The 13,084-nt window shown below is 71.2% G+C and carries 15 protein-coding genes; 6 read left to right on the plus strand and 9 right to left on the minus strand.

Annotated elements, in window-relative coordinates:
- Positions 1–186 precede the first annotated feature (186 nt).
- The 3 genes from AADR41_RS38150 to AADR41_RS38160 all read right to left on the minus strand — a co-directional run bounded on the left by AADR41_RS38150 (position 187) and on the right by AADR41_RS38160 (position 2,908).
- A complete protein-coding gene (locus AADR41_RS38150) occupies positions 187–591 on the minus strand; it encodes a YrdB family protein (RefSeq protein ID WP_342286755.1) in 405 nt (134 codons plus the stop codon).
- A gap of 176 nt (positions 592–767) precedes the next feature.
- Positions 768–1,886, minus strand: a complete 1,119-nt coding sequence (locus AADR41_RS38155) for an IPT/TIG domain-containing protein (RefSeq protein WP_342286756.1) — start codon at positions 1,884–1,886, stop codon at positions 768–770.
- Positions 1,887–2,161: 275 nt separating this feature from the next.
- A complete protein-coding gene (locus AADR41_RS38160) occupies positions 2,162–2,908 on the minus strand; it encodes an IPT/TIG domain-containing protein (protein WP_342286757.1) in 747 nt (248 codons plus the stop codon).
- 850 nt (positions 2,909–3,758) lie between these two features.
- On the opposite strand from AADR41_RS38160, the gene AADR41_RS38165 reads away from it, so the two are divergent.
- Together AADR41_RS38165 and AADR41_RS38170 are read left to right on the plus strand one after the other, a co-directional pair.
- Positions 3,759–4,298, plus strand: a complete 540-nt coding sequence (locus AADR41_RS38165) for a DUF5753 domain-containing protein (RefSeq protein WP_342286758.1) — start codon at positions 3,759–3,761, stop codon at positions 4,296–4,298.
- 55 nt (positions 4,299–4,353) lie between these two features.
- Complete coding sequence (locus tag AADR41_RS38170; protein ID WP_342286759.1) at positions 4,354–4,560, plus strand: DUF397 domain-containing protein; 207 nt, start codon at positions 4,354–4,356, stop codon at positions 4,558–4,560.
- Positions 4,561–4,679: 119 nt separating this feature from the next.
- Here AADR41_RS38170 and msrA read toward each other — a convergent pair whose 3' ends face one another.
- Positions 4,680–5,345 (minus strand): peptide-methionine (S)-S-oxide reductase MsrA, encoded by a 666-nt coding sequence (gene msrA, locus AADR41_RS38175; protein ID WP_342286761.1) that lies wholly within the window; start codon positions 5,343–5,345, stop codon positions 4,680–4,682.
- Positions 5,346–5,428: 83 nt separating this feature from the next.
- Entirely contained in the window at positions 5,429–6,532 is a 1,104-nt protein-coding gene (locus tag AADR41_RS38180) for a hypothetical protein (RefSeq protein ID WP_342286763.1), read from the minus strand.
- 69 nt (positions 6,533–6,601) lie between these two features.
- Between AADR41_RS38180 and AADR41_RS38185 the strand changes: the two genes are divergently transcribed.
- Positions 6,602–7,747 (plus strand): cystathionine gamma-synthase, encoded by a 1,146-nt coding sequence (locus tag AADR41_RS38185; protein WP_342286765.1) that lies wholly within the window; start codon positions 6,602–6,604, stop codon positions 7,745–7,747.
- A gap of 77 nt (positions 7,748–7,824) precedes the next feature.
- Here AADR41_RS38185 and AADR41_RS38190 read toward each other — a convergent pair whose 3' ends face one another.
- The 4 genes from AADR41_RS38190 to AADR41_RS38205 form a co-directional block, all read right to left on the minus strand.
- Positions 7,825–8,016: a DUF1059 domain-containing protein gene (locus tag AADR41_RS38190; RefSeq protein ID WP_342286767.1), complete on the minus strand. Its 192-nt coding sequence runs from the start codon at positions 8,014–8,016 to the stop codon at positions 7,825–7,827.
- Between the two features lie 106 nt (positions 8,017–8,122).
- Entirely contained in the window at positions 8,123–8,371 is a 249-nt protein-coding gene (locus AADR41_RS38195; protein WP_342286769.1) for a hypothetical protein, read from the minus strand.
- Positions 8,368–8,862, minus strand: coding sequence for a sigma factor-like helix-turn-helix DNA-binding protein (locus AADR41_RS38200; protein ID WP_342286770.1), 495 nt, complete (start codon positions 8,860–8,862; stop codon positions 8,368–8,370). Before AADR41_RS38200 ends, AADR41_RS38195 begins: the two co-directional genes overlap by 4 nt.
- Before the next feature lie 77 nt (positions 8,863–8,939).
- Positions 8,940–9,470 carry a MarR family winged helix-turn-helix transcriptional regulator gene (locus AADR41_RS38205; protein ID WP_342286771.1) on the minus strand — a complete coding sequence of 177 codons (531 nt, stop codon included), beginning with the start codon at positions 9,468–9,470 and terminating at the stop codon, positions 8,940–8,942.
- 156 nt (positions 9,471–9,626) lie between these two features.
- On the opposite strand from AADR41_RS38205, the gene ilvA reads away from it, so the two are divergent.
- The 3 genes from ilvA to AADR41_RS38220 all read left to right on the plus strand — a co-directional run bounded on the left by ilvA (position 9,627) and on the right by AADR41_RS38220 (position 12,922).
- Positions 9,627–10,856: a threonine ammonia-lyase gene (ilvA, locus tag AADR41_RS38210; RefSeq protein ID WP_342286773.1), complete on the plus strand. Its 1,230-nt coding sequence runs from the start codon at positions 9,627–9,629 to the stop codon at positions 10,854–10,856.
- Between the two features lie 171 nt (positions 10,857–11,027).
- The gene (locus AADR41_RS38215; protein ID WP_342286775.1) at positions 11,028–12,071 is read left to right on the plus strand and encodes an ATP-binding cassette domain-containing protein; all 1,044 of its coding nucleotides are present in this window, start codon (positions 11,028–11,030) and stop codon (positions 12,069–12,071) included.
- Positions 12,068–12,922, plus strand: a complete 855-nt coding sequence (locus AADR41_RS38220) for an ABC transporter permease (RefSeq protein WP_342286776.1) — start codon at positions 12,068–12,070, stop codon at positions 12,920–12,922. The genes AADR41_RS38215 and AADR41_RS38220 overlap by 4 nt, the downstream gene beginning before the upstream one ends.
- The last annotated feature ends 162 nt before the right edge of the window (positions 12,923–13,084 follow it).

Raw genomic sequence — 13,084 nt, forward strand, 5'->3', positions numbered from 1 at the left:
CCCCCCCCCCCCCCCCCCCCCCGGGCCACGGTCGTGCGGGGCATCCGCTCAGCCGAGCCGAACGGCTCGGACCACCATTGCCGCCGCTGCCCCTGCTCGGCCCGAGCACGGCGACGAGGTCATGGCCGCCCAGGACCGGAACAGCGCCTGAACTCCGCAGGCCCGGCCCCTGACGCCGCCGTCACGTCAGCCGGCCGCGCCACCGTTCAGGCGTCGCCGGAAGGTCTCCGCCAGCCCCGTGTTCACGACCACCACCAGCCCGAAGAACACCGCCGCCCCCGAATACCCCACCGCATGCACCGCGTACACACCACCCCCGAGCACCACCGCCTTGACCAGCAGAACCCCCACGAGCGGTGGCCGGATGCGAGCCCGGGGCGCGGCGAACAGCCCCCACACCACGGCGGCGGCAGCGGGCACCCCGACCCCCAGCAGTACCCGGGCCGCCAAGCCGTCCCCGGTGTCGATCCCCCACCAGGCCAGAGCGGCCAATGCCGCCACCTCGACGACGAACGCGAGCAGTTCATTGGCCATGAACCAGCCTGGACCCTTCGGGGTGGCAGGAGCGCTGCGGCCTCGGCTCGTCGTCAACGCGAATTCCTCCTCGTGCGGTGGCCGACTGCGGTGGCCGACCGGGGTGGCCGGGCCCCGCAGTCCAGCAAGGAGGCGATGATCTTGTCAACGTCGTTGGCGAGCTGTTGAGCCGAGTCGGATCGAACCTTGGGCCGGCCCGGGACGGGGAATGTCCGCCGAGCCGACCGGACCGCTCAGATGGCGGGTGGGCCGACTCGGGTGTAGGCAGCGCCGATACTGGTGCCACCCGGGGTGACGACCCTGACGGTGACCGCGCCCAACACGCCGGGCGGCGCCGTGGTCGTCAACTGGGTGTCGGAGACCACGGTGAAACCGGCGGGCACACTCCCGAACAGCACTGCGGTGGCATAGGTCAGTCCGGAGCCGGTGACGGTCACCGAGTCCCCGCCTGCCGACGGTCCCTGGTCGGAAACCAGACCGGTGATCACCGGCACGCCCAGATAGAGGTAGGTGACGGTGTTGCTCGTGCCGCCGGGCGTGGTGACGCTGACCGGCACGGTGCCGCTGACACCGGGCGGCACCGTCGCTCTGATCTCCGTGGCCGAGAGAATGGCGGAGGGGGCGGCCGACGTCGGGCCGAAGCGAACCGCCGTGGCCTGCAGGAGATTCGCCCCAATCAGCGTCACGGAGTTGTTGCCGCTCAGCTGACCGGAGCCGGGGGCGATGCTGTTGAGGACCGGTGCGCCGAGGTAGTAGTAGGAGACCGCTTGAGTGCTGGTACCGCCGGGCGTGGTGACCGTGACGGCGACCGGCCCCGGGCCGCCGGTGGGGACCACCGCGGTCAGCTGAGTCGGCGAGACCAAGGTGAACGCAATCGCCGCGTTCGCACCGAAATGGACAGAGGTCGTACCGGTGAAGCCGGTCCCGGACAGGGCGACGGTGTTCTGGCCCGGGAGTGGTCCCTGGGCAGGAGCGACACTGCCCAGAACCGGAGCGGCGACATATGTGTAGGTGATACCGGCGCTGGTGCCGCCCGAGGTGGTGATCGTGACACTCAGCGGGCCGGCGGGCGCGGCGGGGGCGATCGCGGTGACCTGTGTGTCGGAGACGGTGATGAACGCGGCGGCCGTGGTGCCGAAACGGACCGAGGTGGCACTGGTGAAGCCGGTCCCGGTCAGCGTGACCGTGTTCCCGCCTTCGGCCGACCCCTGGGCGGGGGTGAGGGAGCTGATCGTGGGTGTCGCGACCGCTGCGGCGGCTGTCGGGAATGGACTGTTCGTCGTGTTCGCATGGGCCGCCGCAGCCGTCGACGGCTGCGCGGCGTGGGGCATTGGACTGTCGGGGTGCTCCACTGCCGTTCTCCTGTCAGGGCGGTGAAATCGGGGTGTTGAGGACAGGACGTCGAGGGCGGGGGTGTCGTGGACGGATGGGATCAGGGGACCGGAATATGAGGGCCGGGGCGCCGCCCGGACCTCCTGGCCGGGCGGCGCGAGCGAGTGATGCCGAGCGGGACACCCGCCCGGCCGGGCGCGGAGCGCGCCGGACCGGGGCGGGCATCACGCACCGGAAGCGGTACCGGCGCCGGGCGCTGTTCCACACCGGCGGTCGGTGCCACAGCCGTGGTGGATCAGATACCGGGGCCCGTCACATAGGTGAAGGCGCCGACGTCCGTGGCGGTGCCCGCGGGGTTGGAGAGACCGACGTCGACCGCACCGGCGGTACCGGGCGGGGTGACGGCGGAGACCGTCGTCGCGTTGATGACCGAGAACGGTGCCGGCACCGAGTCGAACGTGACCTGACTTGTCGAGGTCAGGTTGGTGCCGGTGATCGTCACCGCCGTTCCGCCGGACGTCGGTCCGGAATCCGGAGCGATCGCGGTGATGGTCGGGGCGTCGATGTACGTGTACGACAAACCGTTGTTGGATCCTCCGGCGGTCGTCACACTGACGCTCACCGGCCCGGCTGCCGCACCCGCGGGCACGACGGCACTGATCTGGCTGTCCGACAGCACCGTCGGCGTGACGGTGTTGGCGCCGAAGGACACCCCTGTGGCGGTGGACAGACCGGTGCCGCTGATGACGACGGTGTTGCCGCCCGCAGTGGGGCCCGAGCTCACGCTCAGCCCGGACTTGAACGGGGCGCCGACGTAGAAGAACGGGATCGGATTGCTGGTTCCGCCCGGGGTGGTCACCGTCACGCCGACCGCGCCGGAACCGGACGGTGAGACAGCGGTGACCTGGGTGGGCGAGACGTTGGTGACACCGGTGGCCGGCTTGGTGCCGAAGAGCACCGCGGTGGTGCCCGTGAGGTTGGTGCCCGTGATGGTGACGGTGGTACCGCCACCGGTGGAGCCCTGGTTGGGACTGATTGGCATGATCGTCCTCCGTGTTCCTTGAACTGACCTCTCAAATCCGGAAGTTGACGTCGAGATGGGCCCGGGTCAGGGCCCATGGCCGCGGCCTGGACCACCGGGACGCCGAACGGCCCCGGCGGTCCGCGCTCGCCTCCCGCTCGACCGGTCCCGGGGAACGCCGCTGGGCGAGCCCGGGAAACCTTTCGAAAGGCGCCTGTTGGCGGGGAAGGCTCGGCCATCGGTCATCGGCCGTCCGCCGAACAGGGCACTCGGAGCCGTGATGAGCCGAGTCGCGCGCGGCCGGCCCCGCGTGCCGTGGCCGGCCGGCTGCTCTCTTGGCCCCGATGACGAGGTGTTCGGTGTGCGCGTATGGATCGCGCACCGCTCACTTGCAGAGGCCGGGGGCTGCGCAACAGTCCCTGCCGCTGTTTCGGCAGGGACGACTGGTCGGATCCAAGTCCTCTACAGGGGCGCCCATCGCGGCCGTCCGGAGCAAAAGATGCCGAGGCCCATCATGGGTGGGCGGTCGGCGAACAGAACGGTTCCGCGCTCCCCCGGAGAGGGATGGGCGGCCCACCGGTTCGGTTACGCAAGTGACCCATAGAACTGGAATATGACACAAGCGCCATGACAGGCAGTCACCTGAACGGCCGAGCGCCCGGGGGCGGGTGCATCAGTACGCCGGGGGTACCCGAATCTGCCGCTTCTCTTACTGTGCGCCCCACCCGGAACCAGCATGCCGCGCCCCGGGACGGGTGCCGCCGTCGCCGGGGTCTTCCATGTGCGGGCATGGTCGCACGCAGCTCTTCAACACTACGAAGGCGCAACGGTGAGTAGCTGTGCATCTGGGATGCAACCGCATGAGGAATCGATGACGGTCAAGCAGGCGCAGGCGCAGGCACTGAAGGACGAGGGCAAGCGCTGCGGCACCATCACCGAGGCCCTGGGAGCAGGCGGCCAGGTGACTGTCTCCCGGACGCTTACCAGCGCGTCAGGTCTTGAAACTCGATGGCCGAGGAGGGAGCGCCCGGGGCGGGCGCACAGGCGTCCCACCGGGCCAGTGGTGCCGCTCCCACCGCCCCGGTTGTGCGTCATTCAGGGAGAGGCTGCGCTCCGGCTTCAAGTCGGCGGAGCCCAGGCAATGCGGAAGCAGCTGGAGCACTTGAAGACGATGACGGAGCACCCAGGTATTGAAGTCCAGGTCATCCCCGACAGCGCGGGCGCGCATGCCGGTCCGGCCGGGTCGTTCGTCCTCTTCGGCTTCCCCGACCCGTCGTTCTCCGAGGTTGTTTGCGTCGAGCACCGGACCGGGACGCTCTACATGGAGACACCGGAGGAGACGGGCGAATATACGCTCATCTTCGACTCGCTGCGTTCAATCGCGCTGAGTCCCGGAGACAGCTCGACGTGATCGCCAAAGTGCGACAGGAGCTGTAGCAGCATGGAACCAAGCAAGGCAGTGAGGGATGGTCACCCCCAATCCTGAGGCTGCCACGTGGCGCAAGAGCAGTTTCAGCGGCCAGGGCGGCGACTGTGTCGAGGTGGCGGACGGGGTTTCCGGCATCGTTCCAGTGAGGGACAGCAAGGACGCCACCGGGCCCGTTGTCTCCTTCAGTGGCCGCAGCCGGTCAGCGTTCATCGCTGACGTGAAGGCGGCACGTGGTCCCCGCTGAACGTCGTCCTGGCGGCTGTGTCAGCAGGTGAGGGCTGGGTGCGCTGTAACGCGCGGGTGTAGGCGTGCCCGCCGGCCAGAAGCAGGCAGGCGGGCACTCACCGGGCCCCGGTCGGCCTGTCACTCCCCAGCCGGAGCCACCCCGATCGGGCACGAGACGCCCGTGCCGCCGATGCCGCAGTAGCCCGCCGGGTTCTTGTCGAGGTACTGCTGGTGGTACGCCTCCGCGGGCCAGAACGTGCGGCCCTGCGCCGGGAGGATCTCCGTGGTGATCGTGGAGTGCCCGGTGGCGGTGAGGACCTTCTGGTAGGCGTCGCGGGAGGCTGCCACGGCCGCCTCCTGGGCGGGGGAGTGGGTGTAGATCGCCGAGCGGTACTGGGTGCCCACGTCGTTGCCCTGGCGGAAGCCCTGGGTCGGGTCGTGGGACTCCCAGAAGAGCTTCAGCAGCTCGGCGTACGAGACGGTCCTCGGGTCGAAGACGACGCGGACCGCCTCCGTGTGGCCGGTCAGGCCCGAGCAGACCTCTTCGTACGCGGGGTTCTCGGTGTAGCCGCCCTGGTAGCCGGCCAGGGTCGTCCAGACGCCGTCCGTCTGCCAGAACTTGCGCTCGGCGCCCCAGAAACAGCCCAGCGCGAAGTCCGCGACCTCCAGGCCCTCCGGGTACGGGCCCAGCAGGGGATTGCCGAGGACCGTGTGGGTGGACGGGACGGTGAATTCGGGGGTGGGGCGGCCCTTCAGGGCCTCCTCCGGGGTGGGGAGCTGCGGGGTGCGGCGTTGCAGGAACATGCGGGGGCTCCTCCTGGGGTGGGTGTGCAGTGCTTACAACGCGGCGGGGGCGTCATGGATTCCGCCCGTCCGGACGGGCGGCCCTAGTGCGGCAGCGTCGCCGGGCTGCCGCCGTTCGCCTCGTAGCCGGCCACCGCCAGCGCCCGGTAGACCGTGTACTCGGCGGCCGGGTCGGGGTCCTGCGTCCACGGCAGGGCGCCCACGTGGCCGTCGATGTGGACGAACTGGGCCATCGCCTCCGACCAGCGCTCCATCCGGACCAGGAAGAGGACCAGGAGATGGCGGACGTGGGCGAGCATCGGGTCGTCCGGACGGGCCGCGTGCACCGCGAACAGGGCGCCCTCGACCGCCTTGGTCACCACCGCGCTCCGGTAGAAGCCCTGGACGAGATTGACCTCGGGCAGGTGCTCGTACACCGCGAACAGCGGCAGCGCGGCCAGCAGCGAGCCCTGCGGGGCGCGGGCGGCGGCCGCGGTGGCGAAGCGGTCGGCCTCCTCGCGCGAACCGTGCCACTTCTCGCACCAGAAGTGCAGGGCCGCGATGTGCGCGCCCATGTGGGCCGGGGCGCGGTCCATCACCTTCGCCCAGAGCCGGTCGAACTCCTCGTGGGAGTACCCGAGCCCGCGGGAGACGGCCAGTTCGGTGAGGTAGGGGACGGGGTCGCCCGGCGCCAGCAGCGCCGCCTCGCCGCAGACCGTACGGGCCTCCTCCAGGATGATCCGGAAGTCGTCCGTCCCCGCGGTCGACGAACGCCACGCCTGCTGCACCAGGAACTCGGCGTGCACCGCCGCGCCGCCCGCGTCCTTCGGCGCCTCGGCCCGCCACTTGCGCAGCCACGCACCACCGACCCCGGGCTGCTGCGCCAGCTCCAGCGAGGCGGCCCCGGCGAACGCCTGCACCCGCTGCCACCGCACCTCGCCCTCCTTGGGCGTACCGGCCAGCAGTTGCGAGGCCGCCCGCCAGTCCTGGGAACGCTGCACCACATCGAGCACGTCCAGGAGGTCCTGGTCCGGGCCCGGCAGCCGGATGTCCAGCTCCTCCTGGCGCACGAAGCCGTAGGCGTCCGGGTCCGCGGCGTCCGGGGAACCCGGCGCGACCTGCCGGATTCCGCCCCGGCGGCGCAGCACGAAGGGGCCGACGACGGCCGCGAGCATGCACAGGGCGATCAGGAACCAGAGAATCTCCATGCCTCCCATTGTCACCGGACGGCCCGGTAGTCCGGTGGGCGCCCTCGTGACGAACTACGCTCTGGCCCCATGAGCGACCAGCACAGCTTCGAAACCCTCGCGATCCACGCGGGAAACACCGCCGACCCCCTCACCGGCGCCGTCGTCCCGCCCATCTACCAGGTGTCCACGTACAAGCAGGACGGGGTGGGCGGACTGCGCGGCGGCTACGAGTACAGCCGCAGCGCCAACCCGACCCGTACCGCCCTGGAGGAGAACCTCGCGGCCCTGGAGGGCGGCCGGCGCGGACTCGCCTTCGCCTCCGGCCTCGCCGCCGAGGACTGCCTGCTCCGTACGCTGCTGACCCCCGGCGACCACGTGGTCATCCCGAACGACGCCTACGGCGGTACCTTCCGGCTGTTCGCGAAGGTCGTCTCGCGGTGGGGCGTCGAGTTCTCCGTTGCCGACACCTCGGACGTGGCGGCGGTGCGGGCGGCGATCACCCCGCGCACCAAGGCGGTCTGGGTGGAGACCCCGTCCAACCCGCTGCTCGGCATCACCGACATCGCCGCGATCGCCGGTGTGGCCCGCGCCGCGGGTGCCCGCCTGGTCGTCGACAACACCTTCGCCAGCCCCTACCTCCAGCAGCCCCTGGCCCTGGGCGCCGATGTGGTGGTGCACTCCACCACCAAGTACATGGGCGGCCACTCGGACGTCGTCGGCGGCGCGCTGATCGTCAACGACCCGGAACTCGCCGAGGAGTTGGCGTACCACCAGAACGCGATGGGCGCGGTCGCCGGACCGTTCGACGCCTGGCTGGTGCTGCGCGGCATCAAGACCCTGGCGGTCCGCATGGACCGGCACAGCGAGAACGCCACCAAGGTCGCCGATCTGCTGACCCGGCACCCCAAGGTGACCCAGGTCCTCTACCCGGGGCTGCCCGAGCACCCCGGCCACGAGATCGCCGCCAAGCAGATGAAGGCGTTCGGCGGCATGGTGTCCTTCCGCGTCGAGGGCGGCGAGGAGGCCGCGGTCCAGGTCTGCAACCGGGCGAAGCTGTTCACCCTCGGTGAGTCGCTGGGCGGCGTCGAGTCGCTGGTGGAGCACCCGGGCCGCATGACGCACGCCTCGGCGGCGGGCTCCCCGCTGGAGGTGCCGGCCGACCTGGTCCGCGTCTCCGTCGGCATCGAGAACGCCGACGACCTGCTGGCCGACCTCACGCAGGCGCTCGGCTGATACCGGGCGGTCGATACCGGGCCGTGCGGCCGGGCGGGCCCCGCATGAGGGAGCCCCGCCCGGCCGTCCGGGACTCGTCAGGCGCCGACCTGCTCGTCCTCCAGCATCGTCCGGATCTGTTCGCGCAGTTCGGGACCGTCGGTGTGTTCGTGGACGGAGACCGCGTGCTCGGCGGCGGCCCGTACGACTTCCTCCTCCTCGCCCGAGATGGTGAGCGAGCAGTGCGACACACTCGGATGCTTGCGGCAGTCGGCGATCTTCCTGGTCATGGCAGCCTCCTGGGGACCGGCCCCAAATTCGTACATCCCAGGATAGTTCGGCCGGTCGGCAGGGTTGTTCTGCCGTCCTGCGGGACGGTCCGGCAGCCGCCGCCGCTCACCAGCCCTCCAGCGGAGTGGTCTCCGCCGGAGGTATCTGCCAGGGGTGTGCCGCCATCGCCCAGGCCGTGAACGCCACCACGGCGGCGCACGCCAGCAGCAGCATCAGCCGGCGGACGAACAGCCGCCGGCGCAGCAGCCTGCCGCCGCGCTCGGCGGCCCGCCGCGCCAGATCGGCGGGCACCTGCGGATGCGGACCGTCCAGCATCCGCCGGACCTCGTCCTCCCGGTCTCCGGCGCCGCTCACCGCGCGACCCCCGGAAGACCCGGCGCGCCCCGCCGCGCCGTGGGCCGGCGGGTGCCGCGCATCGTGGCCACCGAGCGGTTGCAGACCGCCCGCACCCGCTCCACCGTGAGGCCGAGCAGCGCCGCCGTCTGCTCCTCCCCGACCCCTTCGTACAGCCGCAGTACGAGGACGAGGCGCTCCTGCGGTGTCAGCGGGGCCAGCAGACCGCCGCGCGGCCGCTGATGGCGCCAGACCTCGTGGGCGAACCGGACGGCGAGCTCGCGCCGGGTGCGGTCGTACGGATCCTCGCCGCGCAGCCGTTCCCACTGCGCGTACGTGGTCGCCAGCGCGGCGCTCAGCATCCGCTGGGCCCGCGGGTTCGCCCCCGGCGGCCGCATGGGCTCGGCGGTGAGCAGTGTGGCGGTGTGCAGCAGACGGCCGGCCGCGCCCGCGACGAAGGTCTCGAACTCCTGGGCGCGGCGCCGCTCCCGGCCCGACTGGCGCTCTCGCACAGTCCACATCCGAGCCGCTCGCGGGGCTCCTGGTCAAGAGGCGTGCAACAGGTCGGCCCGGGACCGGGCCGCAGTCCCTAGCCGGCCGGAGGAGTCTGGTGCGAGGTCTGGCGGGCGGCCAGCGAGATGTTGAACCGGGTGAGCAGCGCGCAGAAGGTCTCGCGCTCCTCGGCCGTCCAGTCGTCCGTCACCTGCGTCATCAGCTCGCGGCGGGAGCTGCGGACCTCGTCCAGCCGGGCCTGGCCGCGCGGCGACAGCTGGAGCACCACGGCCCGGCCGTCCTCGGGGTGCGAGGTGCGCTTGACCAGCCCGGTGTCGACCAGCGGCGCCACCTGCCGGGTCACGGTCGAGGAGTCGATCCCCATGCCCGCGGCGAGCGCCTTGACGCCCATCGGCCCTTCCCGGTCCAGCCGGTTGAGCAGCAGATAGGCGGCCCGGTCCATGGAATTGCGCACCTGGCCGACGCCGCCGAGGCGGGTCTGCTCGGCACGGCGGGCGAATACCGCGACCTGGTGCTGCAGAGCGTCGAGGACGCCGTCGGAACCCGAGGGTTCGGGGGCGGCGCCCCCGGAAGGAGACGCAGCTGTCGTCATGTCCTGAGGGGGCATGGCCGGGGGCTCTCTTCGTGCGGTGTCGGATGGGTGGGGGACAGAGTACGCGGCCACGGGGCAACGCGTACCAGCGCTGCGCAAACCCGTGGACAACGGCCCAGGAGGGGACGGGACGCGGCGGCCGGTGCCCTGCCGAGCTGCAAGACTTACCGTATGAACTTCCGCACGACCGGCCACTTTCCCCCGCTGATCCTCGACGACGTCCGCGGAGCGCAGAAGATGCTCTCCGGCGTGGCCAGGACCACCGCCATGGAAGGCAGCCGCCACCTGAGCGACCTGGTGGGTGCGCCGGTCCACCTCAAGTGCGAGAACCTGCAGCGGACCGGCTCGTTCAAACTGCGTGGTGCGTACGTACGTATCGCGGGCCTCTCGCCGGTGGAGCGGGCGGCCGGGGTCGTCGCCGCGAGCGCCGGAAACCATGCGCAGGGTGTCGCACTCGCGTCTGCGCTGCTCGGCGTACGGTCGACGGTCTTCATGCCGGTCGGGGCGCCGCTGCCGAAGGTGGCCGCGACCCGCCAGTACGGGGCCGAGGTCCGGCTGCACGGGCATGTGGTGGACGAGACGCTGGCCGCCGCGCAGGAGTACGCCCGGGAGACCGGCGCGGTCTTCATCCACCCCTTCGACCACCCGGACATCATCGCCGGGCAGGGCACGGTGGGGCTGGAGATCCTCGAACAGTGCCCCGAGGTGCGGACCATCGTCGTGGGCATCGGCGGCGGCGGTCTCGCGGCGGGCATCGCGGTGGCGGTCAAGGCGGTCCGGCCCGATGTGCGGATCGTCGGGGTGCAGGCGGCGGGCGCGGCCTGCTATCCGCCCTCGCTGGCCGCGGGCCACCCGGTGTCGATCGAATCGCCCGTCACGATGGCGGACGGCATCAAGGTGGGGCGCCCCGGCGATGTGCCGTTCGAGCTGGTCAGGGAGCTGGTCGACGAGGTCCGTACGGTCTCCGAGGACGAGCTGTCCAGCGCGCTGCTGCTCTGCCTGGAGCGGGCGAAACTGGTGGTGGAGCCGGCCGGCGCGAGCCCGGTCGCGGCGCTGCTGAGCGATCCGGAGTCGTTCCACGGGCCGGTGGTCGCGCTCCTGTCCGGCGGCAACGTGGACCCGCTGCTGATGCAGCGGGTCCTGACCCACGGCATGGTGGCGGCCGGCCGCTATCTGAGCCTGCGGCTGCGGCTGACCGACCGCCCCGGCGCGCTGGCCACGCTGCTCGGCGTGCTCTCGGTGGTGGACGCCAATGTGCTGGACATCGGTCATGTGCGGACCGACCCCCGGCTCGGGCTCACCGAGGTCGAGGTGGAGCTCCAGCTGGAGACGAAGGGGCCGGAGCACTGCGCGGAGGTCTCGGCGGCGCTGCGGGACGCCGGTTATCTCGTGATGGGCTGAGCCGTGCCCGGCGTCGCCCCAGCCCCTTGCCTGTCGCGATGTATCGCGTTACGTTTCTCGCGTCGCCGGGTTGTCGCGGGCATGTCCGCCGCAGACGTTCACCAGGCGCGGAAAGACCGTCAAACCTAGGATCTGTTGAGGAAGTCACCCGAACGCACTGGGGGAATCCGTATGCCAGGCGCGATCCATGCCGAAGGTCTGGTGAAGACCTTCGGCGACGTACGAGCACTGGGCGGTGTCGATCTCGACGTGCCGGAAGGCACCGTCCTCGGGCTTCTCGGCCCGAACGGCGCAGGCAAGACGACCGCCGTGCGCGTCCTGACCACCCTGCTCAGGCCCGACAGCGGACGGGCCGTCGTCGCGGGCATCGACGTGCTGAAGAAACCCAACGAGGTACGCAGGTCGATCGGCCTCTCCGGCCAGTTCGCCGCGGTCGACGAGTACCTGACCGGCCGTGAGAACCTCCGGATGGTCGGCCAGCTCTACCAGATGAGCTCCCGGGACGCGAAGGCCAGGGCGGGGGAGCTGCTGGAGCGGTTCAACCTCGCCGAAGCCGCCGACCGCACGGCCAAGACGTACTCCGGAGGCATGCGCCGCCGCCTCGACCTGGCCGCGGCGCTCGTCGTCTCCCCGCCGGTCATGTTCATGGACGAGCCGACCACCGGCCTCGACCCGCGCAACCGGCAGCAGCTCTGGGAGGTCATCGAGGAACTCGTCGCGGGCGGCACGACGCTGCTGCTCACCACGCAGTACCTGGAGGAGGCCGACCACCTGGCCCACGAGATCTGCGTGATCGACCACGGCCTGGTCATCGCCCGTGGCACCTCCGACGAGCTCAAGGCCCGCACCGGCGGCGAACGCGTCGAGGTGGTGGTCCACCAGCGCGACCAGATCGAACCGGCCCGCGCCGTCCTCGCCCACCTCGGCAAGGGCGAGGTCGCCGTCGCCGAGCACACGCGCAAGCTGACCGTCCCGGTGCTCGGCGGGGCCAAGCTGCTGGCCGAGGTCATCCGCGACCTCGACGCCCGCGGCGTGGAGATCGACGACATCGGACTGCGCCGCCCCACCCTCGACGACGTCTTCCTCTCGCTGACCGGCCACACGGCCGGCCCGCAGAACGGCAACGGCGACGGCAACGGCAACGGCGACGGCAACGGCACGTCCGGGCCCGGCCCGGCCGACGGCACCCCGGCGGAGAAGGAGGCGGTCAAGTGAGCGCCATCACCGGTACGCCCCTGACGCCGGCCGCGTCCAGGGCGGGAGGCGGGATCGGGCAGTCGGTGCGCGACTCCCTCGTCATCGCCCGCCGCAACCTCATCCGGATGGCCCGGATCCCCGAGATGATCATCTTCGGGCTCATCCAGCCGATCATGTTCGTGGTGCTGTTCAGCTACGTCTTCGGCGGCTCGATGATGATCGGCGGGTCCACCAGCCCCGCCGAGTACCGGAACTTCCTGATGGCGGGCATCTTCGCGCAGACCGTCACCTTCGCCACCGCCGGTGCCGGTGCGGGCATCGCCGACGACATGCACAAGGGCCTCATCGACCGGTTCCGCTCGCTGCCCATGGCGCGCGGCGCGGTCCTCACCGGCCGTACGCTCGCCGACCTGGTCCAGACGACGCTGACCCTGCTGGTCCTCGCCGCCGTCGCGCTGCTGGTCGGCTGGCGCACCCACGAGAACATCGGCAAGGTGCTCGGCGGCTTCGCGCTGCTGCTCCTGCTGGGGTACGCCTTCTCCTGGATCGGGGCGCTGATCGGCCTCTCGGTCCGCACCCCCGAGGCGGCCACCTCCGGCGGGCTGATCTGGCTCTTCCCGGTCACATTCATCTCGAACGCCTTCGTGCCCACCGAGAACATGGCGGGCTGGCTCCAGCCGATCGCCGAATGGAACCCGTTCAGCGCCACCGTCCAGGCGTGCCGGGTGCTCTTCGGCAACCCGGGCGTGTCGCCGTCCGACGCCTGGCCGATGGTGCACCCGGTCTGGGCGTCGCTGCTCTGGTCGCTGCTGATCCTGGTGGTCTTCCGCACCCTGGCGGTGCGCAAGTACCGGCAGGCGGCGGTCTGAGCACAGCCGCACACGCCAGGAGCCCCCGGCCGTCGCTTGAGTTCTAGTGGTCGTCGCAACACCCCAGCTCAGGGGATGCGATGGAGTTCGAGATTCGGAAGAACCGGGGGCCCGGCGGCGGGCGCAACATGGCCCGAGAGCGGGCCGCATACTTCCTGCTCA

Source organism: Streptomyces sp. CLV115, from assembly GCF_038448545.1.
Classification (GTDB): domain Bacteria; phylum Actinomycetota; class Actinomycetes; order Streptomycetales; family Streptomycetaceae; genus Streptomyces; species Streptomyces sanglieri.